Below are 26,794 nucleotides of genomic sequence, written 5' to 3' on the forward strand. Positions count from 1 at the left end.
CGAGCGCTACCTCCCTGTGTCCCCGAGCAGATGTCGCCGGAGCCAGCGCCAGCCGAGCCGGGGGCCGAGGCGCACCGCGACGGCGCGCACGAGCGGCCGGCTCGCGCGCGCGTACGCCGCGTACCCGCGCCAGATCCGCAGCGTTGCGCGCTCGATCGCGGGCGCGTCGCCGGGCGCCGCGCAGGCGTCCATGAACCGGGTGATGGCCTCGATCGACCACGCGGTGTGGCCCGACGCCGCGTTGTCGATGGTGTTGTGCAGGTCGAAGAAGTACGGGTCGATCCGGTGGCGCCGCAGGATCGCGGCCGCCATCGCGTACCCCCGGCCGATGCCGGCCATCTCGATGGCCAGGTTGAGGCCGAGCAGCTCGGGCAAGAGCTCCATGGACCCTTGCGCGAACGCGAGCCAGAGCACGGGCATCGAGAACGCCTGCGGGAGGAAGTCGGGCCGTTCGATGAACGCGCGCGCGTCGCACGGCGGCAGCGTCACGCCCTGCTCCGCGAGCGCCCTGCGCAGCACGTTGCCGTGGTGCTGGGCGGGCACGCCCGCGCCGAGCTCGTCGCGGTAGATCCGGAGCAGGAGCGCCGCGACCGGCGTTCGGAACGCGCCGGGGGCCGTCGCGCCCTGGAGCCACGCGCCGTCGATCACGGCCGCCGGCGCGAGCTGGGTGAGCAGCCAGACGGCCTCGTCGCGCGTGAGCTCTCGCGCGATGCCCGCGTCGTCGGTGGGCTGCGTGCGCTCGCGCTCGGGGCGTCGGGCCGCATGCGGTCCCGCCGTGGACTGCGCGTGGGCGTGCCCTTCCTCGAAGATCTGCTCGCGCAGCCGCGCGTCGACCCAGCGCGAGAGCCTCGCGGCGGACCAGGGCCAGCGCCCATCCGCGGCGAGCCGGGCGGGGGACACCTCGCCGTGCACCTCTCGCAGCACCGCTTCGACGTGCGCCTGCGCGAGCTCGCCCGCGTCGCGGTCCACGTCCCCGGGCCCGCGGGCGCACAGCAGCCGGTGGTAGAGCTCCGGCAGCGGGAGCCCTGCGCGTACCTGCGCGCGAGGGGTGGATCCTCGACGATTCCCGTCGATCGAGGCCCCGTCGTGGTCGTGATCGACGCGCGGCGAGCCGGCGCGCTCGTCCCCGCCGCGCGACGCGCGGACGGGGGCCGGAGGCTCCGGCGCCTCGATCAGCGCGCGGATCCAGGCGCGCATCACGTCGACCTCGGCGTCGGTGAACACGCCGAACATCGGGCCGCCGAACTGCACGGAGCGGGTGACGAGCGGGCTCTCGTCGGGCTTCCCCGGCACGATCCACGGCGAGCGCGCGAGGCGCAGGAGGATGCCGCGCGCGTCGAGCCGCGCCGGATCGAGCGCGCCGTCCAGCGCCTGTCCGTCGAGCCGGACGCGGCCGTGAAATCCGAACGCGTGGCGCGCCTTCGCCTCGACGAGCGCCAGCATCGCCTCCCACGCGGAAGGCGCCGCGGCGGGCCGGAGCGACGCGAGCCACGCGCGCCGCGCGGCCCAGAGCGACCACGCGCCGCGCCACACGCGCGACCAGTCCGGCGCCCCGCCAGCGGCGTGCGCCTCGAGACACCGTCGCGCGAGATCGCGGGCCCGGCGGGCCGTCTCCGCGCCCTCCGCGTGCTCGGCGAAATACAGGCCGTCGCAGCGCGCGCGCGACGCGGCCCGGCGCACCGCGGCGGGCGGGCCCAGCACCGTGGCCGCCGCGTGGTGGCCCAGCGCCTCGGGCAGCCTCGCGGCCCCGAGCTGCGCAATGCGGAGCCCCGGGATCGCGAGCGCGAAGTCCGCGTCGGCGAGGCAGGCGGAGCGCTCGAATGCGGGGCTCGCGAGATCGGGCAGCGCGAGCCCCGCGGCGGCCAGCGCGGCGCCGTACAGGGCGCCGTGGTGCCGCGCCGGGTCGCCCTCGCCGCACTCCAGATGGAACGCGTCGAGGCAGGCCGCGCCGAGCGCGCCGTCCGCGTGGCGCACGCGCACCGCCGCGGCGAGCCAGCACCCGTCGAGCAGCGCGGCCGGCGCGTAGCCGAGCAGGACCCGCGCGGGGCCTTCGCCCTCGTCGCCGGGCGCGCCGCATCGCTCGTCCTCGTCGCGGAGCGCGGTCAGGGCCGCAAAGAACGCCTCGATGCCGTCGGGGGCCGCGGCCTCGAGCGCGGGCTCGCCCGCGAGATCCTCCGGGGCCGGCTCGCCGGCCCGCAGCCTGCGGTAGATCGCGCGCGGCGACGCGTCCGAGGCGCGCGACCGAGGGCTCGCCGCGCGGTCCGATGCCGGGGTGGGAAGGGCGTTCATACGACCGGACGACGCAGGCTGCCGGCGCCTACCCCCATCCGAACGACGTTATGCGTGCGCGCGACCGGCGTCCACACGGGGCACGGATCTCACGCGAGCCGCTGCAGGAGCCCCGCGAGCCCGAGCGCCACCAGCGTCCACCCGAGGCCGCGCACCAGGCGCCCGTGCCATGCGCCGAGCCGCTCCCGGTAGCGCGCCAGCAAGCGCCCGAGCGTCGCGAACCAGCTCACAACGCCCACCGCTGCGCCCACCGCGAGCGCGGCCGCGTGGGCCGGCGCGACCGCGGGCGCGAGGGCAGGGTACGCGCGGAGCACGGCGCACGACGCGATCCACGACGCCAGGAACGACGGGTTGAGCGCGACGAGCACGAACCCGGTCAGGAGCGCCGATGTCGCTCGCCCCGAGGACGGCGCCTCGGCGGCGCGCCGCGGCGCGAGCGCCAGGGCGAGGCCCATCGCCACGACGAGCGCCGCGCCGCCCGTCCGCAGGGCGCGATCGATCGCGGGGTGCGCCGCGAGGACCCACCCGAGCCCGCGGGCCGCGGCGAGCGCCCAGAGCCCCTCGGCAAAGGCCCCTCCGACGGCGAGCATCAAGGCGCGCCGGGGCTGCCCCGCGAGCGCCGCGGCCACCAGCAAGACGGCCAGCGGCCCCGCCGCCGGGATCGATCCGAGATAACCGAGCAGGAACCCCACGACGAGCGCGAGCGCCATGGTTCATCCGAAGCGAGGTGTGCGGCGGTGAGCTGCAAAGGATCGCCCGCGGCGCGCCGCGGCGAATGGGCGCGGGGGCGAGACGCGGTCGTCAGGCGGTTTCAACCCGGTCATCGCCTTAACGCAGCGCCAGCGTGAACGCGAGCCCGAGGCTCACGCGCAGATCGTGGACCGCCTGCACATCCAGGGCGGGCGGCAGCAGCCGGTACTCGCCCTCGAGCACCGCGGCGATGGGTTGATCGTCGATCGCGGCAAGGATCCTCTCGGCGTGCGCGGCCGAGCGCACAAGGACACGCCAGCGCCCTTCGCTCGTCCAGTGCGGGACGACGTCGCCCCGACCATCGAAGACCGTCAGCCCGTCGCCGCTCTGGAGGCGCAGCCGCAGCGAGCCCGCGGTCATGGGTGCGATCCGGTGGACCACCCTGGGCTCACCGAGCGTGCGGCGCGCGGGCGCGGCCCGGGGAGAGGTGGACTCGGCGTAGTAAGCGTCGACGTCGTAACGGACCCCGAGCCCGATCTCGAAGCTGCGGCCCGCCTCGCCCGTGCGCCACGGATCGAGGATCGCCGTGGCGCGCGCCACGCCGAGCCGGACCATCGGCGCCGGCGCTCCGTCGCCCCGGCGCTGCGGGATCGAGGGGATGCTCACCCGGCCCACCTCGGCTTCCACGCCGATGTCGAAGGGGAAGGGGACCGCGATGGGCGGCGACATCGGCAAGACCACCCGCGGCGACTCGTCGTGCCGCAGGAACGATGCGCCGTACAGCGCCGCGTCGAGCGCGGGCACGCCGTCGAGCGCCTGCCCCGTCGGAGACACCCGGCCGGCGAGGACGCGGTGATCCGACTGCCAGATCACGCGGCCCGGCCCGGAGCCCGTCACGCTGCGCGCGCGGTAGGACAGGCCCGCGTCGATCTCGGGCTCGATCTCGATCCCCCCGCCCGCGCCCCGGTGCAGCGCGGACGCGACGCCGAGCCACACCCGGCTCGCCGGGTCGAAGCGCACGCGGAAGCGCCGGCCCTCCTCGGAAACAGCGGTATCGCCGCCGCCGGCGCGCTCGCTCTCCTCGCGCGCCGGCTCGGCGCGGCCGGCGCGCGGGGAGAGCGACGCGGCCGCCGCCATGACGAGCAGCGCGGCGAGGCGGCGCCGAGCCGTCACGGGTCCTCGAAGACGGGCATCGGCTCGAACACCCGCGGGGGAGCCCAGAACGACACCCGCAGGCCCGCGGCGGCCTTGACCTCCACGTCGCGAACGTCGCTGTCGAGGTCGTTGCGGCTCACCCCCATCGCGGCGAGCCGCAGCGAGATGGGCTGATCGTTGATCGCGAGGAGGATGCCCTCGTAGGCGATCGTGGCCTCGATGCGGTTCATCGCCGCGCCCCTCCCGCTCCCGGCCGCGATGCTCGGGCGCCGGTAGGTGAACGCGGTCGAGAGCGCGTGGAGGCCGCCCTCGCCGAGGCTGAAGCGCGATTTGATGGCGCCCGTCGGGCCGACGTAAAGAGCGCCGGTGTCCAGGCCGTCGTCGATCTCCGATCGGTGCTCCCAGTACTCCCCCAGATCGGCGCCCGCCTCGAACCGGATATGGCTGTACATGTCGTTCGACTGCCACGGATTCCACGCGAGATGGACCTCGCCGAACTCCACGTCGAGCGTGTCGCGGCGCGCGGGAGGGCGGTCGTTCACCGACACCACCCGGAAGCCCCAGCCCATCCGCGGCGAGATCGGGTAAAGCCGCGGCTTACCGACGAAGGTGCTGAGCCAGTGGGCCGGCCGCCGGTGCAGGTGCTGGTAATCGTAGCTGAGGAGCACCCCGGAGAGCTCGAGATCGTCGAACGTGGCCGATCCCTCGAGGATGCGCAGGTCATGGCGGGCGCGGGAGCGCGTCGAGAGCACGCTCACGTGGATGCCGGCCTCTGCCCTCCCGCGGCCCAGGGGGAAGCTCGCGGGCACGGGGAGCCCGTTGTTTCCATGGAACGTGGGCAGCCAGGACGCGCCCAGGTAAAGCCGGTTCAGGAGATCGAACTTGACCTGAAAAGCCTTGCCGTCGGCCGAGCGCGCGTAGCCCGGCGGCGCCTCGGCGATCGCGGCGACGAGGCGGGCGCCGCGCGCGGTCAGGGCCCGGTAGGCCGACGCGTCTTCAACCACGTTGCACGGCTGCACCTTGTCGAGCGCGCCGCCGTCGTAGGCCAGGTGATCCGGCGCGACGAGGCAGCGCTCGCCCTCCGGGCCTGGCTCGCATTGAACGCGCACCGCGCCGCCGTCTGGCGACCGGATGCAGCGAATCGGCTTGTCCCAGGAGAGCTGCGGCGGCTCGCCGGGGCGAGCGGGCGCGGACCAGAGCATCGCCGCCGATAAGGGGGCGAGCAACGCGTGAATCCGAGGCAGACGTCGTCTCAAAGCACCCTCACGAGGCAAAGGAGCTCCAACGCGGCAAAGCCGCCCGCGCTGTACGCGAGCGATTCACCAGGCGCTTCGCGGGCGCCGGCGGCGATAAAGCACGCGTCGTGCCCTGCGACGCGCTGTCGGAGCGCGTGTCGCGCATGCCGAAAATTCCGAGAATTCAGAATGCACCGACTTCTTCGCGGGGGGCGAGGTGCGAAGCGGTCAGCGCGGCGACCGCTGCATGGGGAGCAATGCATTACCCAGGCGCGCAGGGTTCTTCACAGCAGGCTGCGGGCACTTCGCCATGGACGGTCGCGGCTCGCGTCGTTCGGGTCGAGCCGCCGGCGTCGAGGGACCGGCGACGTGGTAGTTGCCGCGCAGGTTCGAGTGGAACCTCTGATTCTTCGAGGTGTATCCGCAGTGGAACGCCCAGTTGTAGACGAGGTTGTTACTCCACTCCGTCGGCGGATCGCCCACCTGGGACCCGAAGCGAGGGTTGCGGGTCCAAGTCGACGTTCCAGCCGGCCTCCGCCCGCGAAATCCACCGGAGCGCCTCGGGCAGGACGTCGGCGACGGCGGCGAGCGCGTCGTCTCCGCCGATGCGCGCGATGAGGGGCGCGAGCTGTTCCACGCCGCCCCAGCGGCTCAGGGTCGAGACGAGCGTGACCTGCTCGGCTGCGTCCCCGAGGCTCACGGAGAACAGCTTCGCTGCGTCCGCCAGTGACATCCAGGGCGCGCAGCGCACCACGCTCTCCAGCCCGTCGGTATCTCGATCGTCGTGGTAGGCAGCGACGGCACGCGTGGCGAGCGCGGGGCGGCATGGCTCGGGGGCGGCGCGACAGAGCGCCGCGAGGGCCATGATGCGCGCGGCCTCGGAGCCACCTCCGCCTGCTCGTTCGGCGATTTCGACCGCAGCATCGAGGCCGAGCACCCGGATGGCCTCGGCTGGGTGTTCGCAGACGAGCTTCGCGGCGACCCATGCGGGATCGAGCGCAGCCACCGCCTTGCGAGCGGCTTGCACGAGGGAGCGGCCGCCCTCGGTCGCCGCGGCGCGGAGCAGCGGGCGAGCGCCGTGGATGCCGCCGCCACAGAGCTCTCGGATGACGTCGAGCGCGCGTCCCGGCGCACCGAGCTCGGCGAACCGCACGGCCAGGACGCCAGGCGGCGGGAGAGCCTCGTCTAGCAGCCTCGAGAGCTCGACTGGGCCGAGGAGGGGAACAACGGCCGCGGTGCAGGTCTCGTTCTCAATCCGCTCTGCGTCGACGTTATAGTCGACGAAGAACGCATCGAGCACCACCGAGGCAGCTCTGGCCCGCTCCTCATCGGGCAGCTTCGACAAGAGCGGTGCCAGGGCGTTTGCGCGCGACCTCGGTGCAAGGGGCATTGCCGCGCGAAAGAGGGCGAGCGCCTGGTCCTGGCGGAGCCCCTCCGCAGTGGCGAGCCGGCCGAGCGCGTATCCGGGCTTCGCGCTCGACAGCGCGCGCTCGATGGCCTGTTGGACGAGCGCCTCCGTTTCAGACGGAGGCAGGAAGCTGGCTGCGGTGAGCCACGCGTGCAAGTAGATGTCGGGCCCTTTCTCCGCACGCCATGTGGCGGAGACCGCCCAGCGCGCGCACATCGCGGCCTCGCCCCCGCATGCAGCACGCGCCGCGGTGAGCAATGCGAGCGCATCTTCCCACCCATCGCCGCGCCACGCGGCGCCGGTCCGACGTACGACGTCGAGCGCGCGCGCCTCGATGTGTGCGCGCTGCGATGGTGAGGCGTGCGCCGCGAGCGCGAAGAGCGCCACGGCGAGCGCTCGCTCCGTGTCGTTCCACGCCTCCTTGCCGGGCTCGTCCGCTTCAGGGGGCCACGCGTGGTGCAGCGTTGCGAGCGCGCCCTGCGCCAACGCGAGCCTCACAAAGCTCGATAGCGCTTCGGACGGGATTCCCATGGCGTCCGCGACGTCAACCGGCGCCGTCAGCGTGCGTCGCACGCGCCCCAGCTCCATCCGGCGCGCGGCGACATCCTCGCGGGAGCGCGGCCAGGCCCACCGCGGGTCGCATAGCCGGAGGAGATCGGCGTGCGGCGCTCTCGACGCGACGAGGTGATCGCCGGCATAGCGGCGGAGGTAGAACAGCGCGCGAGATTGGGCGTTGTCGACACCCTCCCAGGTGCGAACGAGAGCTCGGGCAGCCTCAGCGAACCGTCGCTCGGCGAGCGCCACGTGCTCCTGGTTCGCGGCTGCCCAGGCGGCGCGCAAAGCTTCGTGACGATAGCGAATCCGGTGACCCTCTTCATGCCATTCGATCACCGAATCCAGGGCGTTGCGGTGCGCATCGAGCCACCCGGTCACCTCGGGCACCTGCGCATCGAGGAGCAGAGCCAGCGCAGAGATGTCGAGCGGCGCGAACGCGCACGCGAGGATCGCCATGAGCGTCTCCAACCCCACCGCACCACGGTCGCGAAGCGAGGTCGCGATCGCTTCTACATGGGCGCGTGGACCTGGACCGTCGACCGCCGCCCAGGCGAGCTTGTCGCGGAGAGCTGGATCGATCTCATCGATGCTGAACCCGTCGACCGGAATATACGTCACGCGCTCGGTGCGGAAATTGAGGCGCTCTGCCCACCGCTCGGCGACATCGCGCGTGCCGGATACCGCCACCAGCACGCGCGCGGCGGGCCCTGGCTCGTCCAGCACAGAACGGCGCGGGTTCTCCGGCCAGTCCACGCACGCGTCAGGCGCGATGAGACCGAGCAGGAGCTGCGGCTGCCCGTCGTCGCCGTCCCAGTTCATGATCCGGTTCACGAGGCTCGTGCGGACGCCGAAGGCATGTTCGCTGAACCCTGTGCCTTCGGGCCACGGACCTGCTGAGAGCCTCGCGAGCGCTTCTTCCTCGAAGGCAGCGCCGAACACGCGTCCAGCGTGGACGACGAGCTTCAGCATTCCAGGGCCGGTGATCGAGCCGAAGAATCGCTCAACCACTGTGCTCTTCCCCGCGCCGGGCAAACCATGGACAATGCATGCCGCCGGATGGCCCGCCTCGCGCCAGGATTGCAGGGCTTCGAACGCTCTGGACTGACCTTTGCCAAAGAACCGTCGCTTCATCGGGTTCTCCTGAGAACGAATTACCATCTCGGCTTGTACGGGCCGAATTTGCCACGCTTTCCGCCCTCGCCGACGACCGCGTGGCTGATCCCGAGATCCGCGAACATTTGTTGGCACAGGTCGCAAGGGTTGACGGGCTTGCCTCCTCTGCGCTGAAATGTCTCGATTGAGAGGTTAGGGTTGTCGAACCTAGATTTTAGCCTGCGGGTTGCCTCTGCATCGATTTCCGAGTCCGACATTCTCCGAAACGGCTGTCGCCTCGTCCCCTTCTTTTTTGCGGTGTCCTGCTCCTCCGTGATATCGCGGATGATATCGTTCTTCATGCGCTGTATCGCTTGGGTTTCAGCGCACGAGTTCTTGTGGTAGTCATGGGGGATGTGCCCCCCCTCGTCTGGGGTCCTATTCCCACCCTCCCCGATGTTGTATCCCTCGTACAGCACCGTCGCCGGCCGCGTGCCGTTGTCGACGATGCGCGTATAGACGAGCCCCCACGGGTCCCCGTAATCGAACGGGTTGTTCCTGGCGTACGCGAACGCGTTGAGTCCGCCGAGCGGTCCCGCCGGATCCGGCGAGATGTACCGGCCGAGCGCGGGGTCGTAGTACCTGTAGCGGTTGTAGTGGAGCCCCGTCTCTGCGTCGGCGTACTGCCCCAGGAAACGCAGCGGCGTCGCCGCCTATGCCCCCTCCCGCATCGCGGCTGCTCCCCACGCCGTCCTCGCGATCTCGGCAAGGATCTGGCCGCCTCCGTCGACGAGCCGCTCCGGGAAACCCGCCAGATCGTTCACATAGTAGACCCACGCCCCCTCGTGGACCTCGCCGCCGCGCCGCACGATCTCCCGGTGCGCCCACGGCTCGTCGTCCGGACCGAAGTTGTAGCGCCGCTCGAAGCTCACCGTGTCGGTCTTGACGGTCTCGTGCAGCAGCGTGTTTCCGTGCCAGTAGAAGCGTGTGCGTCGGAGCAGCGCCCAGCGACCGTCGACCGCTCTCCGGTACACCTCCTTCTTGAGCCGCCGCGCGAACGCGTCGTAGGTCGACGTGACCACGCTCCCGTCGGGCAGGATCACCTCGGACAGCGTGCCCGCCTCCGCCCACCTGTAGGATGTGACGCGCTCGCCCGCGCTGGTCTGGGTGCGCCGTTCGACGAGCCTTCCGAACTCATCCCAAAGAAGCGCCGTCGCGTCCGCGCGTACGAGCACGTCTCCGCCGTGGTATTCCCGTCCCGCGTCAGTCCTGCTCGCGTCGTGCAGGTTGCCCGCTGGGTCGTATGCGAAGAGCTCGCCGCGCGCGCCGTCCGGGACCGCGGCGAGGAGCTGTCCGAGCGCGTCGTGCTGGTAGCGGGTCAATCCGAAGCGCGCGTCCCACAGGGCTGTGAGCTCGGACGCCCCGTTGTACTCCATGCGCTGATGGATGGTCGCCCCGGCCTCGGGCGCGCCCACCCACGCGGGCTGCCCTGGGCGCGCGCGTTGCTCCAGCGCCGGCGATGTCACGTACCGCTCGGCGAGCCTGCCCGCGAGATCGTAGCGCAGCAGCACACGCCCGCCGCGCGAGAGCGCGCGCTCGATCTCGCGCCCTGCGAGGTCGAGCCGCACCGCCATCTCTTCGGTCCCGTCGAGCCGCACCGTCAAGCGACGCCCTGCGTAGTCCCGCCGCCATTCCGCGCTGTGGCCGAGCGACGTCCGTAGGCGCACCGGGAGGCCGATGGTGTCGTTCTCGACGTGGACCTCGAACCCCTCGCCGTCGACGATCTGCCGCTCCTTGACGATCGCGCCCCCGGCGTCGCGCACGAACTCCACCCTCCCGGACGCATTCTCGGCGGCCAGCACGTCGTCACGGAAGTCGTACTCGAACGTCTCCTCGCTGCCGTCGGCTCGCGTCCGCTTCACGATCCGCCCGAGGCGATCGCGCTCGAGGAACACCTCGTGACCGTTCGCGAACGACACGCGTACCACGCGGCCCGCCAGGTCGTGATCGTAGCGGATCTCGCGCCCGTCGAACGTGCGCTCGCCCAGCTTCAGGCCGGTCGGTCCCAGCTCGAACGCATACGTTTCTCGGTGCGCGTTGACGATGCGAACGAGCCGCTCCTTGCGGTCGTAGCGCAGCCGGACGGTGCTCCCGTCAGGCAGCCGCGCCTCGGCGAGCGAGCCGGTACCTCCCCGCACGAGGACCGTCTGTCGCCCGCTGGGATCGACCTCCTCGATCATGTTGCCCAGACCGTCGTGCTTGAACCGCCACATGAGGCCCCCAGGCTCTTCCACCGAGAGGAGCAGCCCCTTCTCGCTGTACCGGTGGCGGGTGACCGCGCCGGCCTCATCGCGCACCGACGTGCATCGGCTGAGCTCGTCGTATGTCGCCTGCCAGAGCACCACGCCGCGCTCGTCCGAGGCCTCAACGACGTTGCCGTGGTCGTCGTACCGATAGCGCCGCCCTCGCCCGTTCGGCGCGAACGTTTCGATGGGCAACCCGCGCTTGTCGTAGCGCACCTCGAACAGCGCGCCCGTCGGTTCCTTGATGAGCAGCGCGTCTTTCAGGTACTCGACGACCGTCTCGCCGCCGTCCGGATCGAGGATCCGGGTGATGTCCCCGTTCGGCAAGCGCTCGATGCACGTCACCTGCCCGAGCGCGTCGACGACACGCGTCTCGTTGCCGAACAGATCGCGTTCCCAGCGCGTGGTCGCGCCCATCGCGTCCGTGTACGAGGTCAGGTGGCCGCGCGCGTCGTAGGTCCGGGCAAAGACGCGCCCGTTCGCTACCGCCTTGTCGGCCTTGCCGTGCTCGTTGCCGACGTACCGGAATGTGCACGCCGCGTCGGCGACCTCGCTGTAGCCGTGAGGGCCATACTCGACCTTGACGTGGTGGATGCCCTTGGCCCTGGTGCGCCGGTCGGCGAGGAACTCGGGCAGGTCGTCCGCGAGGCAGGGGTCGATGCCGCTCTCATGCTCGCACCACGACTCGACGCCGCGGCCCTCGTCGTCGTAGCGGAAGAAGAAGACCTGGCCAGTCGGCAAGCGATAGGAGACGAGGCGATGGTCGTCATCGTATATGTACGCCGTCGCGTGCCCGTCCGCGTCGGTCACCTTGGCGAGGTTTCCTGCTGGATCGTGTTCGTACGTCGCGAAGCGAACGACGCGCCCGGAGGCGCACACGACCTCGAGCGCCGCCATCCGCCCCTCGCGGGTCGTCAGGATACGGATCGTCCGGCCTACGCAGTCCACGATGCGCGACAGCGATGCCCCGCTGTAGTGGAGCTGGATCCGGTTCCGGGCGCGATCCTCGACCGCCGTGAGGCGGAGGCGCCGGCGCGCCGGGTCGACCAGGTCCGGCTCGAAGATCCGCCGCGTGCCGTCGGGCATGTCGAGCGCGAACCCCTCCTCGTGCCGGTGGAGCACCCATCCGTGCGGCCCCATCACGCCCGTATCCCGCTCGACGATGCCGAAGGGCACGTCGAGCCCGTCCTCCGTCCAGACTTTGGCGCTCCCGCCGCGGCTCAGCTCCACCTCCCACGCGAACGTGTGCGTCCAGCCGTGCCCTAGGCCGATGTCCCGTTCGCGGCTCGTCGTGGAATAGGAGCGCGCGATCTCGAGCGGCAGCGGCCCGCGCAAGTCGAGGTCTACGACGGGCGCGGTGAACACGCGGCCGGTGATCACGTCGATGGGGTCGCCGTGCGACGCCGCGCCGCTGTTCTTGCCGCCGTGGTGCTGCGGGCATCCGCCGCCATCCTTCCCTGGCGAGCCGCAGGCGCTCTTGCCGCCACCACCAGCGTCGCTGCCTCCGCCGCTGCCGTCGGAGCCTTGGCCGTTCTTCGACCCCTTGCCGCCGCCCGACCCGCTCCCGCCTCCGTTGCCCCCTCCGCCCATCACGAAAATGCCGGGGTTCATGCCGGGAATCGCGGGGATGTTGGGTACGGGAGCGGTTCGCGCCAAGGGAGCACCTCTGGTAAGGAGCTCGGAGCAGGCCCGAGCTCCTCCGAGCTGTCAAGCACACCGGTGGCCCGGCGACCCGAACGGCTGGACAACGGTAGAGGCTGTGGTTCGATGCACAGGAGTGAGGTGGCCGTGTCCCGCAGCGGTACGGCCTTGTACGCTGGCGCAGGCGTTGCCGCGTCGGCACTGGAGCTGCTGATGCGTGCCTTCAAGGTAGGGGAATGAGCACCTGGAACATTCGCTCCATGGCGGAGCAGGTCTCGCCGGGCGCTGTGGAGACCGAGGGCAAGGCGGAATCGGCCGGAGAGCTCGCGACAACCGGCGTGATGCTGGACGAGATCGTCGAGACGACGGCGGCGGTGCTCCCGGAACGGCAGGCGCCGGCGATCGCCGCCGTCGCAATGTGCACGGCGCGCGTCGTGTCGATGGAGGGCAAGACGCGGAGAGCGTCGATCCTCGCCCGGGGCACGAACACGCCCGTGCTGGCCGAGATCGCACCCGATGTCGATCTCGAGGTGATCGAGGGCGCGCGCGCCAACGGCGACGCCGTGCTCGTCGAGAGTTGCGAGGATGAGCCGCCGTTGATCATCGCCGCGCTCAGGACGCGGAGGCCGCGCGAGCTCTGCCTCCGCGGGGAGAAGATCTCGATCGAGGGCAGCAAGGAAGTGTTGCTTCGCTCGGGTTTCGGTGCGCTCCGAATCCACGAGAGCGGCGATATCGAGCTGGTCGGCGGCACCATCAACGCGGTGTCACGGGGGCTCTTCCGCCTCGTGGGGCGGCTCGTGCGGTTGAACTAGCCCATCGCCCTTCTAAGCTGCGCCTGGCCCGGTCATCAGGACAGGCTGCCCGGTCATCAGGACACGCAGCCGGCCATCAGGACAGGGCACCCGGCCATCAGGACAGGGCACCCGGCCATCAGGACACGCAGCCGGCCATCAGGACACGCACCCGGCCATCAGGACAGGCCACCCGGCCATCAGGACGCGCAGCCGGCCATCAGGACATCCCACCCCGACCCTTTCCCGTCCGGTGCACCTCGATCGCGTCCGGATCGTGCGTCTGCTCTGGACAGCGCTTCGAGCGGACTCACCTTCGCGTCTCCGCGCCGCGCCCGGAGGGGGCGAGGGACGCAGGAGGAGGGGTCGAGCAATCATCATGGCCAAGCAGGGGAAGGACTACGATCGCTGGGTCAAGGCCGCCGCCGAGCAGGGGCGGACCGATAACCCGCTGAGCCTGCCGTACGACGTCGCCGTGCGCGAGGCGGTCGCCGCCGCGGCGTTCGTGAAGAAGTACTGGGAGCCCGACGGCGATCGCCCGGGCCTCAAGCGCGTCAAGAACCGACTGCCCGCTTCGAGCAGCGACGATCTGCTCTCCATCGTCCACGCCGTGCAGGAGGCGCAGACTCGGCTGCTCCTCATCGTCGACCCCGCCGTGGCCGACGTCGGAGAGCGCGCCAGGTTCGTTGTCGATGAGCTCGAGTCGGCGCTCGAGTTCCTGCTCGACGATGACGTCGACGAGCCCGCCGACGCGCAGCTCGCGCGCATCAAGGAGTTTCACGCGCAGGACGGCCAGCGCTCCAGCGCCCTCTCCCAGGCGCTCCGCGATTACGCGGGGCTCGCGGCGTCGCTCGAGGAACGCCTGGTCGAGGCAGATGAGGAGTTCGATGTCCGCCTCATCGTCGAGGCCAGGAAGCTCGCGGAGGACCTGCAACGGCGAGCGCTGGAGACGATCCCCGACGGCGACACCTCGGCCGCCGCGAGCGCGACCCGCAATCAGCTCCTGCACCTCATGCTCGAGCGCATCGGCGCGATCCGGAAGACGGCGGCGCACGTCTTCCGCCGCCATCCGGAGATCGTCCGCGAGGTCACGAGCGCCTACGAGCGGCGCCGCCGCGCTGCAGCGCGGCGGGAAAAGGCCCGCAAGACCGCAGAGGGCAAGGTGGCCGGCAACCGGCCGGGGGCAGCGCCTCCGCCTCCGCCCGCGGCGTCCACGGCACCGGCCGGCGCTCAGCCCTCGTAAACCCCACCCTATCGCGTCCGCGTCGCACGCTCCTTCTGCATCTGTGGTGCGTTCGTGCTTCGTGACAAACTGACAACCCCACCCGTTGGCCGGGCGCGGCTCCGTATCCATGCTCCCGCCCGCTTGCGCTCCGCCCGCGACCGGCGCAACCCTCGGGCTCATGCAGACCCGCGCGCGTCACCCGCCGCTCCCGCGCTCCACCGGGCCGATCCTGGTCGCCGTGGCCGCGGCCCTCTCTCTGTCCGGGCCGAAGCCCGCACCAGCAGCTCCGCCCGAGGCCACGTCCTCACCGCCGAAGGCCGCGCCAGCCGCGGCTCCGAAGGCCGCGCCAGCCGCGGCCCCGGCGTCCGTGCCGGCCGCAGCCCCGAAGGCCGCGCCAGCCGCGGCTCCGAAGGCCGCGCCAGCCGCGGCCCCGGCGTCCGCACCCACCGCGCCTCAGTCCGCGGCCTCGCAGGCGCCGAAGCTCGACATCCCGTTCACCAAGTACACCCTCAAGAACGGCCTCACCGTGATCCTCCACGAGGACCACGCGCTGCCGATGGTCGCCCTGAACCTCATGGTCAAGGTCGGCTCGCGGTTCGAGGAGCCGGGGCGCACCGGCTTCGCGCACCTGTTCGAGCACCTCATGTTCATGGGCACCCACCGCGTCCCCACGAAGCAGTTCGACGCGTGGATGGAGGCCGAAGGCGGCTGGAACAACGCGTGGACCAGCGAGGACCGGACCGACTACCACGAGGTGGCGCCGGCCCACACGCTGCCGCTCCTGCTCTGGCTCGAGGCCGATCGGTTCTCGTCGCTCGCGGACAGCATGGACCTCCCGAAGCTCAACGCGCAGCGCGACGTCGTGCGGAACGAGCGCCGCCAGACGAGCGAGAACGAGCCCTACGGCAAGGTCGATCTCCTCATGCCCTCGCTGATGTACCCGGAGGGACACCCCTACCACCACCCCGTGATCGGCTCGCACGAGGACCTCCAGGCCGCGACCGTCGACGACGTCACGACGTTCTTCCGGCGGTGGTACGTGCCGAACAACGTCTCCCTCGTCGTGGCCGGCGACTTCGACGCGCAGAAGACGCGCGATCTCATCGAGCGGTTCTTCGGCGGCATCCCGGAGCGGCCCGTCCCCGCGGCGACGACGCCCGCGCCGGTGAAGCTGAGCGGCGTCGTGCGGAAGACGATCGAGGACAACGTGAACCTCCCCAAGGTGATCATGGCCTGGCACAGCCCCCCGCAGTACGCGCCGGGCGACGCCGATCTCGACCTCCTCGCCACGGCGCTCGAGCAGGGGAAGGCGAGCCGCCTCTACAAGGCCCTCGTCTACGACAAGCAGCTCGCCCAGGAGGTGAGCGCCGTGCAGCACTCCGGCGATCTCGGCTCGACGTTCACCGTCGAGGCGATCGCGCGGCCAGGCGTGCCGCTCGAGAAGGTCGAGGCCGCCATCGACGCGGAGCTCGCCAAGGTGCGGGACGCGAAGCTGAGCCGCGAGGAGCTCGACCGGGCCAAGAACCAGTACGAGACCGCCTTCGTGACGGCGCTCGAGTCGGTCGCCGGCCGGGCCTCGATGCTCAACCGGTACGAGACGTCGAAGGGCCAGCCCGGGTTCGTGGAGCAGGATCTGAAGCGCTACCGCGACGCGACCGCGGAGTCGCTGCAGGCGTACGCGAAGAGCACCCTGGATCCCGACGCCCGGGTGATCCTGCGGGTCGTGCCGAAGGGCAGCGAAGAGGCGAAGAAGGCGGTGACGAAATGAGAGCGACACACGCAGGCGCGATGATCGCGCTGGTCGCCGCGGCCCTCGGCTGCGAGCCGAGGACGCCGGCGCAGTCCGCTGCCCGGGCGGAGGCGCCGCGTCCGAGCGCCCCGCCGGCGGCCGCGAAGCCCGCGGACGCGCTCGGGCCCAAGCCGGAGCTGCCGAAGCCGCAGCCGTTCACGCCGCCGGCGCCGGTGGTGCTCGACGGGCCGAACGGCTCGAAGGTGTGGCTGCTCGAGCGCCACACGCTGCCGATCGTGTCCGTGGCCATCTCCGTCGCGTCGGGGGCGGCGGACGATCCGAAGGGCGCGGCGGGGCTCGCGCACATCACCGCGGACATGCTCGACGAGGGCGCGGGGACGCGGAGCGCGGTGGAGCTGTCCAGCGCGATCAACGACCTCGGCGCGACGCTCTCGGTCGGGGCGCGCGCCGACGGCAGCGTCGCGACGCTCTCCGTGCTGAAGAAGAACTTCGACAAGGCGTTCTCGCTGCTCGCCGACGTGGTCGCGCGCCCGCGGTTCGAGGCGAAGGAGTGGAAGCGCGTCAGCGAGCTCTGGCAGAACGACCTGAGGAAGCGCGGCGACGACGCGACGCGGGTCTCGGGGCTGGTCTCGATGGCCGCGCTCCACGGGCCGGGCACGCCGTACGGGCACCCCGTCGACGGCCTGGTCGCGGACGCGAAGTCGATCGGCCTCCCGGCCGTGAAGGCGTTCTACAAGGCGGCGTGGCGCCCGGACCGCGCGGTGATCACCGTGGTCGGCGACATCACCCGGGACGAGCTGCAGCAGGCGCTCTCGCGCGATCTCGGGGCGTGGTCGGCGAAGGGCGCCACGGGGAGGGCCGCTCTGGCCGCGAAGGGCGCCACGGCGATCGCCGCGCCGGCCGCGAAGGGCGTGCCGGCAGCGCAGGGCGCGGTGGCAGCGCAGGGCGCGGCGGCCGCGCCGGCGTGGAAGCCGCCGCGGCTTGTGCTCGTGGACCGCCCGGGGGCGCCGCAGTCGGTGATCGCGGCCGTGCGGGAGGGGGTCGCCGCGAGCGATCCTCGGCGGCCGCTGCTCCAGCTCGTCAACTCCGCGCTCGGCGGCTCGTTCACGTCGCGCTTGAACCAGAACCTGCGCGAGGATCACGGCTGGTCCTACGGCGCCGGCTCGGCGTTCACCGAGACGAGGCTGCCGGGCGCGTTCGTGGCGCGGGCCTCGGTCGTCACCGAGGCGACCGGACCCGCCCTGAAGGAGATGCTCGCCGAGCTCGCCAAGATGGCCGACTCCGGGCTGACCCGTGACGAGCTGGCGAAGGTGCAGGCGCAGGACCGCGCGGATCTCGTCTCCGCCTACGAGACCGTGAACCGCACCGCGCAGCGCCTCGGGACGCTGTCGCGGCTCGAGCTGCCGGAGACGTTCGACGGCGACGCGAGCAAGGCGCGGCAGGGCGCGACGCTGGCGACCCTGGCGGAGCTCGCGAGGGCCGTGGATCCGAAGGGGGCGACCGTCGTGGTCGTGGGACCGCGGCAGGAGATCCTGCCGCAGCTCCAGGCGATCGGCCTCGGCGAGCCGGAGGCGTGGGACGTCGAGGGGCAGCCGATCCAGCCGAAGAAATAGCCCCGAGCGGCGCGCGTCCTCGCCGGGCGCTCCTCCCGCCGCGCGGGCAGCGGGAGGAGCGTCAGGATCGCGCCCTCAGGGCGCGGTCGGCTTGAAGTCGATCGGGTTGCTGGGCGCGCCCTCGTGCAGGACGCCGTCGCCGAACCAGTAGACGAAGCGGGGCTCCGGCGCCCCGTCGAGGTGGGCCTCCAGCCGGACGACGGCGCCCGGGGTGGTGGCAAACGTCATCGCGTCGATGTCCGAGCCGGTCTCGGCGTGGAAATACGCGACGCCGATGTCCACGAGGCGCGTCTCGTCCGTCTTTTCGATCTCGATCCCCGCGAGGTCGATGAGCTCGGACGACGTGTCGACCGAGGCATAGAGATCGAAGCTGCAGACGACCTTGGAGGTGTTGGTGTCGCAGGTCGTCCAGAGCGTCCACGTCCCGCCCGCCGTGTACTCGACGAAGATGCCGACGCCCTCGCCCGGCTCGGTGCTCAGGGTGGCGTCCGTGTCGACGGCGACGCGCCGCACGTCGTCCGCGGGCGGCGGGGGAACGCTGCCGTCGTCGCCGTCGTCCCAGTCATCGTGGACGTGATGGCCATCGTGGTCGCCGTCCTCGTCGACGATGATGCAACCGGCCGAGGCGAGGGGCGCGGCGACGAGAAGGAACGACCACAGCCCCAGTGAACGACGCTTCACAAAGTCAGCGGAAAGAGTCATCGGATCTTCTCCTGCTCGTGGACGTCGCAAGACGTGGACCAAGCGCTACCTCGACCGCGGGCGACCGGACGCCGGCGCCGTCTTCCCCGGAGCCGGGCCCGACGGGAGGTGGATCCTGGGGCGCGGCGGCGACGACGGCGCGCTCGGGAGCGCGCGCGGCTTCGCGGGCTGCGGCGCCTGCGGCAGCGGCCGCGGCGCCGTGGCCGACGGCGATCGGTGCGGGAGGTCGCGCGTGGCGGCCGGCGTGCCGACGGGGCGCGGCGCCGGGGAGGCCGGCGTCTCCGGGGCCGGGAGGGGCGACGCCGGCGTGACCGCCGGCCGCGAGTGCCGGTGCGATGGGCTCGCGCCGGCGCGGTGCAGCGCGCCGGCGCGGTGCAGCGCGCCCGCGTCGGACACGCCCCGCGCCGGGAGGCCCGGCCTGGCGACCGGGGCCGGAGCGTCTCCGTCGGGCGTCCCCCGCGGGTGCAGCGGCGTGCGCAGCGCGGGCGCCGCGCGACGGTCGTCGCCCGCGGGCGACGCCGGACGGCGCGCCGGCGGGGCCGCGAGGCGTGCGCTTGGCGTCGTGCTCCTGCGGGCGTAAGCGAGGGCGCGAGGATCCGGCCTGTCGCGGTGCCTCGGCGCGGCCGAGGAGGGGACGCCGGCCTCCGCGAGCGACGGCGAGGCCGGCCGGTAGCCGCCAGGACGGATGCCGTGGGACGGGCTCGAGCGGCCCGCGCCCCCATCGCCCGGGCGGACGTCGGCGCGCCCGGGCCTGCCCGCGGTCGGCCGCGCCGGCCTGTAGGTGTGCGAGTGCGCGGCGATGCGCCGGACGACCTCGCGATCGCGGATGACGTGCGTGTGGACGTGGCGGTGGAAGACGTGCGTCGTCGGGCAGAAGACGTACGCGGCAGGGGGGACGGTCCACAGCGAGACCGCGACGCCGCTGCTCCAGGTGTAGGTCGGCGGCATCGGGGCCCAGCCGACGTAGCCGGCGTCACCGACGCGCCAGACGACCCACGCCGGGGCGTACGTGCGCCCCGGGATCCAGGCCCAGCCGTGGGAGGAGATCCAGACCCAGCGGCCATAGTGGAAGGGGATGTGGCCCCACGTGTAGTCGCTGACCCAGAGCCACTCGCCGTCGTCGGTCAGCGCCCAGTGGCCCGCTGTCTGGTAGGGCGCGAAATCGGCGCCGACCACGACCGCGGAGGGCACCCAGACCGTGCCGTAGCTCGGGTCGTCGACCCAGGTGCCGTACGCGGCGAGCGGCTGCTGGAACTCGACGAGGGCGCTCGGGTCGGTGTCTTCGTACTCGTCTGCCTCGATTTGCGCCTGCGCGCTCACGCGGACATCGACCTGGACCGGCGCGGCCTCTGCGGGCTGGGCGGCGGCGCTCGCGGGCGCGGCGAGGAGCGCGGCGAGCAGCGGCAGGGCGCCGCCGAGCCGGCGGAGCCGGGCCCCGGGGATGCCCGGCGCCGCGGGGGCAGGGCGCGAGAGGGAAGAGGACAGCGGGAGAGGCATCGGCAGCATGATGGGTCCTTCTGGAAGGGGGTGCCAGGGAGAGGTCGGGCTGGCCTCGGGCGCCCTCGGATCTCTTCAGACGTCCCTGCGCGCTCGACGTTGCACATCGCAGGCCACGTTCCGGAGCGCCGCTCCTCAATCGAGGTCGCTGTCGTCGAGCGCCGGCGTCTCGTCCCCCGGGGGCGGCGCTCTCCCGGGCAGCGCCGGCGGCTTCGGAAGGAGCGACAGCCGCGCGTGCGCGTCGGCCAGCTTGCGGTCGGCCTCGCGCAGGCGCCGGTTCAGCACCCGGATCACGGCGTCCGCGATCTCGGCCGTCTCCCGCACCGCCTCGTGGAAATCCTCGGCGGAGACCCGGAGCAGCTCCGCGTCCTCGGTCACCACCGCGGTCGAGGCCCTCGGCTCGCTGTCGAAGAGCGACATCTCGCCGAACACGTCGTTCGCGCCGAGGCGCGCGATCTCGCGGCCGTCCAGGGTGAGGCTCACCTCGCCCGAGATGATCGAGTAGAGCGCGCCGCCCGGCTCGCCCTGGCGGAAGATGACGTCGCCCCGGACCAGCGACACCACGAGCGAGCCGCGCGCCAGCGCCACCAGATCGTCGCCGGCCACGCGGGAGAAGAGCGGAACGCGCTGCAGGAACAGGACCTTCTCGATCGTCGTGTACATCTCGTCCTCGGGGTCGATGCCGGTGCCGCCGGTGACCGCCCAGTATCGTGCGTAACGGGCCACCGCGGGATCCTCGTCGGCCCGCAGAGCGTCCAGGCGCTCGCGGGCGCCCGGCGGCGACGTGACGGCGACTGCGATGGCGGCCGCCTCGCGGACCAGCGGGTCCGGATCGTAGGTCGCGGCGAGCGCGTCCCCGGCGGCGCCGGAGATGGAGTACCGGGCGACGGCATCGAGCGCGAGCGCGGCGCTGTAGGGGTCGCCGCGCACGATCTCGTGGCGGATCCAGGAGATGACGCCGGCCTCCGGCGGCACCGGCCTCCGGGGGAACGCGGCCGACAGCTCGAGCAGGCGCTCGACGAGGGAGACGAGGCGCTCGCGCAGCGGGCGGTCGAGGAGCGACTCCAGCACCTCGAACGCGTTGGCCCGCAGCGCGGGATCCGGGCCGAAGACGTGGGTGCGCACGAGCGCGACGACCTCGCGCGGGTACGCGAGCTCGCACAGCCGGAGCACGCGGATGAGCCCCTTCCGCAGCCGGCGGAGCAGGTGCTGATCGAGCAGCGCGCCGACGACGCGGGGGCGCACCGCGATGTACGCCTCGCGCGTGCGGACGTGCTCCACCGTCTCGTCGTCGATGCAGGCGCGGATCGCGCGGAGAGGCGCCGGCGGCGCGCGCAGCGCGAGGCGCAGGCGCGACGCCGACGCGAGCACCTTCTGGCGGAGGGCCTCGTTCGGGTCGTCGATCCGGGCGAGCAGCACGTCGAGCGCGTCGTGGCTGCAGAGCCGCGCGAGCACCCGCGGGATCGCGAGCCGCACGGCCCGCGGGGTGCCGTCGTCGCCGAGGCGCGCCGCGAGCTCCGGGATGGCGTCGTCGCCGAGCGCCTCGATGGCCCGGGCCGCGGCCGGCGCGAGGGCGCGCTCGGCGAGCGCGTCCGCGAGCAAGGGGAGCAGGCGCGGGTCGGCGACGCTCGACGACGAGCGCACGGCCGCGCGCCGCACCGCGGGGTCGGGATCGCCGATGAGCCGCGCGAGCGCGCGCTGGAGCGACGCGTGGCCGACCAGGCCGAGGATCCGGGCGGCTGCGACGCGATCGCGGGGCGACGGGCTGTCGAGCAGCGCGCGCAGCCGCGGCGCGCCCTCGAGCATGCCGTCGAGGCCGCAGTAGCGCAGGAGCGCGGCGATCGCGGCGGCCCGGAGCTCCTCGCCGCCGGCCGCGTCCGCGGCGTCGCTCTCCCGCGCGAGCGCGAGCAGCTCGTCGTGCGCGTCCTCCCGCAGCAGCGCCGCGAGCGCGGCGACGGCGGCGACGCGGACGTCGGTGTTCCGGTCGTGGATCGCGGCGCGCGCGATGCTGGCGCCCTCCTCGTGCTCGAGCTCGGCCGCGAGGCGCACCGCGAGCGCGCGCACCCTGGCCGAGCCGTGGCGCGCGAGCGCGGGCACGGCCTCGCGCACGAGGGGCGGGTCGAGCTGCTGGAGCTGCTCGACCGCGAAGAGCACCTGCATCATGGCGCGGCTGTAGAGCGCCTCCTTGAGGATCGCGCGCGTCTGGGGGCCGTACACGACGCTGTCCGGCTCGATCTGGCGGCGCATCAAGGTCCGGCGCATGGCGTCGAAGTAGCCGCGCCGCACGAGCGGGAGGAGGGCGATGGCGGCGGCGCAGAGCGGGAGGGAGTAGACGCCGATCCACGCGGCCTCCTCGACGAGCGCGGGGCCCGTCGCGGCGGTGGGCGCCACGGCGAGCAGGATCAGCGCGCCGAGCCCGTAGCCGAGGGGCTTGGCGATCGTGGAGACGAGCGTCCGCACCCGCTCCCGCAGCGCCGGCTGGAACGGGAAGAACAAGAGCTGCATCGTCGCGTCGTAGATCGTGAGCTGCAGCGCGTTGTCGCTCAGCTTGAGGATCGCGCCCCAGGCGAGCGACGGCGCCGCGAGCAGCGCGACGGTGCTGGCGGTGAACGCGGCCGGCATGGCGAGCAGCCCGCCGAGCACGCCGTGGCGCCGGAGGACCAGGGGGGTCGCGACGAGCTGCACGAGGAGGCCGACCACGCCGACGGCGCCGTAGAGGAACCCCATGAACCGGGTGAGGTCGTCGACGTGGGGGTAGGCCGTGAGGGCGATCGCCTTGAACTGGTAGTCGCCGATCGTGAGGACCGTGAAGAGGAGGAAGGTCAGGAGCGCGACGGTGAGGGCGTAGCGCGATCGCCACACTTCCAGGCGCGGAAGGCGGGCCTGGATGAGCGCTTCGTCGCCGGACGGGGGCCGCCCGAGCGGGTGGCGCCGCGCCAGCGCGCTGGTGAGCGCGGCCATGGCGAGGAGCGCCGCGATGAGCACGAACAGGAGGTTCTCGGTGCCGATCCACCGGACGACGCCGCCCGTCGCGAAGCCGCAGGCGACGGTGCCGACGACGCGCCCGCTGCCGATCAGGCCGAAGAGGCGCTTGGCGCTGCGCGGGTCGTGCAGGTCCTGGGCGACGGCCCAGACGAGGACGGCGGTGAAGTTCGCGATGATCTCCGACCAGATGTAGAAGACGAGGATCGCGGCGCGCACCTCCTGGCCGATGAGGACGCGCAGCAGCGCGAACGTGACGGCGCCGAAGAGGGCGAAGGCGACGCACAGCTGGGCGCGCGGCAGGCGGCGGGCGACGCGGTCGTACGCGAGCGCGGCGACGGCGGAGGCGACGCCGTACACGATCCACATCGGCGCGATCCAGGTGACGGGGAACCTGGTGAGGAAGAGCGCGTCGCGCGCGGAGCGGCCGACGACGAAGAGGAGGGCGGCGAGGAAGAGCAGGCAGAAGAGCAGCGCGGTCCGGTGCAGCTCGACGCGGGTGAGCGGGACGCCGAGGACGGCGGTGTCGGCGTCAGGGGCGGCGCCGCTCGGCGGCAGCCGGCTGGGCCGGGTCGAGGTCGGGCGCACCGACGGGGTGGCCCCGGACGCGAGGGACGTGGGCGCGCCTTCCGGGCGCGCGCCGGGCTGGCCGGGCTGCCCAGCGCGCGCCGGCTCCGGCGCCGTGGCGCGCTCCTTCGCGCTCGGCCCTGCCATCGAGCCCGGCTCCGGGGGAGCGGCGTCGGTCGAGTCCACCAGCTCCAAGCTAGCCGAGCTCCCTCGACGAGCGCGTGTTTCGGGCCACGCAGCGCGCACGTCGGCCCATGGCGCCGCGCGGCGGTACGCTCACCCTGCTGCTCCGCGGCGTCGATGCCAACTTGTCAGGAACGGACGGCGAACATGGCCAGCTCGTCATGCAGCGCGCCTCCGAGCCTCCGAGGTGGGGCGTCGAGGACGCCTCCAAGGACGCCTCCGACGGGACCGCAGGGGCCTCCGAGGGCGCGTTCGACGCGGTCTCCGGCGTGGGCGCACGACCGTTTTCCCCGCCGTTCGAAGGGCTGTGCGAGGCATTTGCGGCGTGGTACGAGCTGTGCTGAAAGGACGCGCCCATGGAGACGACAAGGTATCTCGTGCGGCCCCGGCCGCGAGGGCGGCGGCACCTCCCCCGGCTGTGCGCGGTGGCCCTCGCGGCGGCGGCGCTCGCCGGAGGCGCGCGACAGGCCGGCGCGACGGTGACCATCAGCACCGACGTGAAGCGCACCGAGCTGCAGCGGCCGGACGCGCAGTACCCGCTCTGGATCAGCCGCGAGGACTGCCTGACGAACAACGATCTCGAGTTCACGCTCACGCTGAGCGGCTTCTCGACGAGCGATACGCTCGCCGTCTGGGTCAGCGAGTCGCTGGACTGCCTTGCGTACTCGAACCGCGACACCGGCACGCGGTGCAAGCAGGTGTCGGCCCAGTCCAACCTGGATGACACGATGGTCGTCAAGGTGTCGGCGAAGGCGATCGCCGAGGCCCTCGGCGCGGAGGGGTGCGACAGCACGAGGGCCAGCACCGGCGCGGTCCCCCTGAACATCTATTTTCTGCGGCTCGAATCCTCGGACCAGGACAATCCGGATTCCGCCAAGTGGGATACCACCAAGATGGACCTCCAGGGCCCGAAGCCGCCGACCGGCGTGGTGGCGCACCCCGGAGATGGTCGTCTCCTCGTCGACTACACGCAGAACGAGGACGAGGACGTGCAGGGCTACTACCTCTATTGCGATGATGGAGGACAATCCGCTGCTGCGTCGAGCGGGGCAGGGGCAGCCGGGGGCGGCGACGGGGCAGGGGGATCCGGCAGCGGCGGCGGAGCCGCTGGAGGAGGCGACGGGGCAGGGGCAGCCGGCGGTGGCGCAACGAGCGGCGGCGCAACGAGCGGCGGCGGCGCAACGAGCGGCGGCGGCGCTGGGTGCCAGTCGTCGCTCCTGGTTTCGGGGGAGATCCCGGACTCCAAGTACCAGTGCGGCAGCGTGGGGAGGGCCAGCCGCGGCGAGGCCACGAAGGGCGTCGTCAACGGCAAGTCGTATGTCGTCGGCGTCGCGGCCTATGACCAGGTCGGCAATGCCGGGCCGCTGTCGGCGCTCTCCTGTGCGACCGCGACCGACGTCGACGGGTTCTTCGAGCAGTACCGAGATGCCGGCGGGCAAGCCGGCGGGGGCTTTTGCAGCATCGAAGGGCCGGTGGGGGCGGGCCGGTGGGCCGCCGCGCCGCTCGCCGCCGTCGCGGCCGGCGCGGCGCTCGGGTTGTGGCGCAGGAGCCGTCGTCGTCGACGCCACGCACACGCGCACGCGCGTTCCTTCACGCAGGAGAGCGAATGATCTGTCATCTCCGTCATCAGCTGGTCGCCGGCCTCGCCGGCGGCGCGGCGCTCCTCGCCGCCTCCGTGGCCGGCGCGCAAACGAGCCACGGGGTGGGCGACTGGCGGCAGCACGATCGGTCGAGGATCCAGCGGGAGGAGCGCTATGCGTCTCCTCAGAGCTTCGCGTTCGAGCTCCGCTTCGCCCCGTACTCTCCCCAGGTCGACGAGGAATTCTCCGGCGCGGGCCCCTACGGGAAGACATTCGGCGACGGCCAGAATTTCTATTTCGGGGTCGAGGTCGACTGGCTGCCGCTCCGGATCCCGTACGTCGGCGCGATCGGCCCAGGGCTCGGCTGGGGGTACACGTCGGCGTCGGCGAAGGCCTTCGTGGCGGGCAGCGACGCCAGGGCCGAGGCAGAGGAGACCTCGCTCACCATCATGCCGATGCACCTGTCGGCCGTCCTCCGCGCCGACGAGCTGATGCGCAAGACGGGCGTCCCGATCGTGCCTTACGCGAAGGTGGGCCTGGGGATGGGGTTATGGACCACGACGTCGGGCCCCGGCACGCCGAAGCCCGATGGCGTCCGGGGCGAGGGCATCACGTGGGGCACGCACCTCGCGTTCGGCGGGATGCTCGCGCTCAACTGGCTGGACCTCCGCTCGGCCTCCCAGCTCGATGAGACGACGGGCATCAACCACACGTACCTGTTCGGCGAGTGGATGTTCGCGAACCTCGACGGGCTGGGCTCGCGCCCGCAGATGCACGTCGGCACCTCGACGTGGGTCCTGGGGCTGGCCTTCGACATGTGAGGCGCGGCGCCGCGCGCCGCGCGACGGGCGTGCGGCGCCGGTACGCGCTTCACGGCGCGCTGCCGTCGAGCGGCGCGCCGCCGTCGTCTTCCTCGATCACCGTCGTTCCCCGCGGCCGGGCGGTCGTCGGGCGGCGCGGGGGGCTGTCGCTCGCGAAGGCCTCGACGGTATCCTTGGACGGGGCCCCGAAGATGGGCACGACGAGCTCGCGCGCGGCGCCCTCGCGCTCGTACGCGATCTTGAGCTCGCTGGCGCTGGCCAGGGCGCGATAGGCCGCGAACAGGTCGTCCGGGCGCTCCAGGGGCGTGCCGTTGACCTGGGTGACGACGTCGCCGGTCTTGAGCTCGATGCTGCTCCAGTCCGCGGGCAGCGCGAGGATCTTCCAGCCGATGAACGCGCCCGCCCGGACGACCTCCTCGACCGGCACGCGCCGCAGGATCCAGGGCGGCCCCTGCATCAGCACCCGGTCGACGTCGGCGCGGGCGAGCTGCCCGGCGGGCGCCGCCTGCTTGGACGGCGCCGCGCTGTGCGCGCGCGGCGCCGGAGCCGCTGCCGGGGCGGCCGTCTGCGGCCCGCCGCACCCTGCGAGGATGGGCAAGGAGAGGCATGCGCCGAGCAGGAGTCTTACGGGCATCGACATCGGCGGGACTATGCGCAGCGGACCCGAGGAGGCCAAGTTCGATGCGCGGCGGGTGCGTGCCGGGTGCGATGGGGA

General features: G+C 72.6%; 19 protein-coding genes and 1 pseudogene. 7 read left to right on the forward strand and 13 right to left on the reverse strand.

Annotated features, from left to right (window positions below; all coding sequences use genetic code 11):
* Positions 1–6: 6 nt before the first annotated feature.
* The 9 genes and pseudogenes from WMF29_RS10985 to WMF29_RS11025 form a co-directional block, all read right to left on the reverse strand.
* The gene (locus tag WMF29_RS10985) at positions 7–2,289 is read right to left on the reverse strand and encodes an iron-containing redox enzyme family protein (protein WP_437328791.1); all 2,283 of its coding nucleotides are present in this window, start codon (positions 2,287–2,289) and stop codon (positions 7–9) included.
* A gap of 89 nt (positions 2,290–2,378) precedes the next feature.
* Positions 2,379–2,999: a LysE family transporter gene (locus tag WMF29_RS10990; protein ID WP_437328792.1), complete on the reverse strand. Its 621-nt coding sequence runs from the start codon at positions 2,997–2,999 to the stop codon at positions 2,379–2,381.
* Positions 3,000–3,117: 118 nt separating this feature from the next.
* A complete protein-coding gene (locus WMF29_RS10995; RefSeq protein ID WP_437328793.1) occupies positions 3,118–4,152 on the reverse strand; it encodes a hypothetical protein in 1,035 nt (344 codons plus the stop codon).
* The gene (locus tag WMF29_RS11000; RefSeq protein WP_437328794.1) at positions 4,149–5,360 is read right to left on the reverse strand and encodes a hypothetical protein; all 1,212 of its coding nucleotides are present in this window, start codon (positions 5,358–5,360) and stop codon (positions 4,149–4,151) included. The genes WMF29_RS10995 and WMF29_RS11000 overlap by 4 nt, the downstream gene beginning before the upstream one ends.
* A 237-nt stretch (positions 5,361–5,597) precedes the next feature.
* Positions 5,598–5,852 (reverse strand): hypothetical protein, encoded by a 255-nt coding sequence (locus WMF29_RS11005; RefSeq protein ID WP_437328795.1) that lies wholly within the window; start codon positions 5,850–5,852, stop codon positions 5,598–5,600.
* Positions 5,824–8,340: a hypothetical protein gene (locus WMF29_RS11010; RefSeq protein ID WP_437328796.1), complete on the reverse strand. Its 2,517-nt coding sequence runs from the start codon at positions 8,338–8,340 to the stop codon at positions 5,824–5,826. The genes WMF29_RS11005 and WMF29_RS11010 overlap by 29 nt, the downstream gene beginning before the upstream one ends.
* A 143-nt stretch (positions 8,341–8,483) precedes the next feature.
* The gene (locus tag WMF29_RS11015) at positions 8,484–8,786 is read right to left on the reverse strand and encodes a hypothetical protein (RefSeq protein ID WP_437328797.1); all 303 of its coding nucleotides are present in this window, start codon (positions 8,784–8,786) and stop codon (positions 8,484–8,486) included.
* A gap of 171 nt (positions 8,787–8,957) precedes the next feature.
* Positions 8,958–9,125, reverse strand: a pseudogene (locus tag WMF29_RS11020) (RHS repeat-associated core domain-containing protein); the annotation flags it as partial.
* A 12-nt stretch (positions 9,126–9,137) separates the two neighbouring features.
* Positions 9,138–12,338, reverse strand: coding sequence for a DUF6531 domain-containing protein (locus WMF29_RS11025; protein WP_437328798.1), 3,201 nt, complete (start codon positions 12,336–12,338; stop codon positions 9,138–9,140).
* Between the two features lie 266 nt (positions 12,339–12,604).
* Here WMF29_RS11025 and WMF29_RS11030 point away from each other — a divergent pair, with 266 nt between their 5' ends.
* The 4 genes from WMF29_RS11030 to WMF29_RS11045 all read left to right on the forward strand — a co-directional run bounded on the left by WMF29_RS11030 (position 12,605) and on the right by WMF29_RS11045 (position 17,747).
* Complete coding sequence (locus WMF29_RS11030; RefSeq protein ID WP_437328799.1) at positions 12,605–13,180, forward strand: hypothetical protein; 576 nt, start codon at positions 12,605–12,607, stop codon at positions 13,178–13,180.
* Positions 13,181–13,538: 358 nt separating this feature from the next.
* Entirely contained in the window at positions 13,539–14,402 is an 864-nt protein-coding gene (locus WMF29_RS11035) for a hypothetical protein (RefSeq protein WP_437328800.1), read from the forward strand.
* 160 nt (positions 14,403–14,562) lie between these two features.
* On the forward strand, positions 14,563–16,152 hold the full coding sequence (locus WMF29_RS11040; RefSeq protein WP_437328801.1) for a M16 family metallopeptidase: 1,590 nt from the start codon (positions 14,563–14,565) through the stop codon (positions 16,150–16,152).
* Complete coding sequence (locus WMF29_RS11045; RefSeq protein ID WP_437328802.1) at positions 16,149–17,747, forward strand: M16 family metallopeptidase; 1,599 nt, start codon at positions 16,149–16,151, stop codon at positions 17,745–17,747. The genes WMF29_RS11040 and WMF29_RS11045 overlap by 4 nt, the downstream gene beginning before the upstream one ends.
* A gap of 75 nt (positions 17,748–17,822) precedes the next feature.
* Here the strand turns inward: WMF29_RS11045 and WMF29_RS11050 are convergent, their stop codons facing one another.
* From WMF29_RS11050 to WMF29_RS11060, 3 genes are all read right to left on the reverse strand, one after another.
* Positions 17,823–18,449, reverse strand: coding sequence for a hypothetical protein (locus WMF29_RS11050; protein ID WP_272101757.1), 627 nt, complete (start codon positions 18,447–18,449; stop codon positions 17,823–17,825).
* Between the two features lie 45 nt (positions 18,450–18,494).
* Entirely contained in the window at positions 18,495–19,955 is a 1,461-nt protein-coding gene (locus tag WMF29_RS11055) for a DUF6600 domain-containing protein (RefSeq protein ID WP_437328803.1), read from the reverse strand.
* 126 nt (positions 19,956–20,081) lie between these two features.
* Positions 20,082–23,681 (reverse strand): HEAT repeat domain-containing protein, encoded by a 3,600-nt coding sequence (locus WMF29_RS11060; RefSeq protein ID WP_437328804.1) that lies wholly within the window; start codon positions 23,679–23,681, stop codon positions 20,082–20,084.
* Positions 23,682–23,749: 68 nt separating this feature from the next.
* Between WMF29_RS11060 and WMF29_RS11065 the strand changes: the two genes are divergently transcribed.
* Genes WMF29_RS11065 through WMF29_RS11075 form a run of 3 tightly spaced genes read left to right on the forward strand, consistent with a single transcriptional unit; the run spans position 23,750 to position 26,079 of the window.
* On the forward strand, positions 23,750–24,022 hold the full coding sequence (locus WMF29_RS11065) for a hypothetical protein (RefSeq protein WP_437328805.1): 273 nt from the start codon (positions 23,750–23,752) through the stop codon (positions 24,020–24,022).
* 12 nt (positions 24,023–24,034) lie between these two features.
* Positions 24,035–25,288, forward strand: a complete 1,254-nt coding sequence (locus tag WMF29_RS11070; protein ID WP_437328806.1) for a hypothetical protein — start codon at positions 24,035–24,037, stop codon at positions 25,286–25,288.
* The gene (locus WMF29_RS11075; protein ID WP_437328807.1) at positions 25,285–26,079 is read left to right on the forward strand and encodes an MXAN_2562 family outer membrane beta-barrel protein; all 795 of its coding nucleotides are present in this window, start codon (positions 25,285–25,287) and stop codon (positions 26,077–26,079) included. Before WMF29_RS11070 ends, WMF29_RS11075 begins: the two co-directional genes overlap by 4 nt.
* 49 nt (positions 26,080–26,128) lie before the next feature.
* On the opposite strand, the gene WMF29_RS11080 is transcribed toward WMF29_RS11075, so the two are convergent.
* A complete protein-coding gene (locus WMF29_RS11080) occupies positions 26,129–26,713 on the reverse strand; it encodes a serine protease (protein ID WP_437328808.1) in 585 nt (194 codons plus the stop codon).
* Between the last annotated feature and the right edge of the window lie 81 nt (positions 26,714–26,794).

This window comes from Sorangium sp. So ce381, from assembly GCF_051473845.1.
GTDB lineage: Bacteria > Myxococcota_A > Polyangia > Polyangiales > Polyangiaceae > Sorangium > Sorangium atrum.

What these genes read in the sequence shown, in the direction of transcription:
- WMF29_RS10985 (WP_437328791.1), bottom strand. Translation starts at nt 2,289, where the DNA reads ATGAACGCCCTTCCCACCCCGGCATCGGACCGCGCGGCGAGCCCTCGG.
- WMF29_RS10990 (WP_437328792.1), bottom strand. Translation starts at nt 2,999, where the DNA reads ATGGCGCTCGCGCTCGTCGTGGGGTTCCTGCTCGGTTATCTCGGATCG.
- WMF29_RS11015 (WP_437328797.1), bottom strand. Translation starts at nt 8,786, where the DNA reads ATGAAGAACGATATCATCCGCGATATCACGGAGGAGCAGGACACCGCA.
- WMF29_RS11025 (WP_437328798.1), bottom strand. Translation starts at nt 12,338, where the DNA reads ATGAACCCCGGCATTTTCGTGATGGGCGGAGGGGGCAACGGAGGCGGG.
- WMF29_RS11030 (WP_437328799.1), top strand. Translation starts at nt 12,605, where the DNA reads ATGAGCACCTGGAACATTCGCTCCATGGCGGAGCAGGTCTCGCCGGGC.
- WMF29_RS11035 (WP_437328800.1), top strand. Translation starts at nt 13,539, where the DNA reads ATGGCCAAGCAGGGGAAGGACTACGATCGCTGGGTCAAGGCCGCCGCC.
- WMF29_RS11040 (WP_437328801.1), top strand. Translation starts at nt 14,563, where the DNA reads ATGCAGACCCGCGCGCGTCACCCGCCGCTCCCGCGCTCCACCGGGCCG.
- WMF29_RS11045 (WP_437328802.1), top strand. Translation starts at nt 16,149, where the DNA reads ATGAGAGCGACACACGCAGGCGCGATGATCGCGCTGGTCGCCGCGGCC.
- WMF29_RS11050 (WP_272101757.1), bottom strand. Translation starts at nt 18,449, where the DNA reads ATGACTCTTTCCGCTGACTTTGTGAAGCGTCGTTCACTGGGGCTGTGG.
- WMF29_RS11055 (WP_437328803.1), bottom strand. Translation starts at nt 19,955, where the DNA reads ATGCTGCCGATGCCTCTCCCGCTGTCCTCTTCCCTCTCGCGCCCTGCC.
- WMF29_RS11065 (WP_437328805.1), top strand. Translation starts at nt 23,750, where the DNA reads ATGGCGCCGCGCGGCGGTACGCTCACCCTGCTGCTCCGCGGCGTCGAT.
- WMF29_RS11070 (WP_437328806.1), top strand. Translation starts at nt 24,035, where the DNA reads ATGGAGACGACAAGGTATCTCGTGCGGCCCCGGCCGCGAGGGCGGCGG.
- WMF29_RS11075 (WP_437328807.1), top strand. Translation starts at nt 25,285, where the DNA reads ATGATCTGTCATCTCCGTCATCAGCTGGTCGCCGGCCTCGCCGGCGGC.
- WMF29_RS11080 (WP_437328808.1), bottom strand. Translation starts at nt 26,713, where the DNA reads ATGCCCGTAAGACTCCTGCTCGGCGCATGCCTCTCCTTGCCCATCCTC.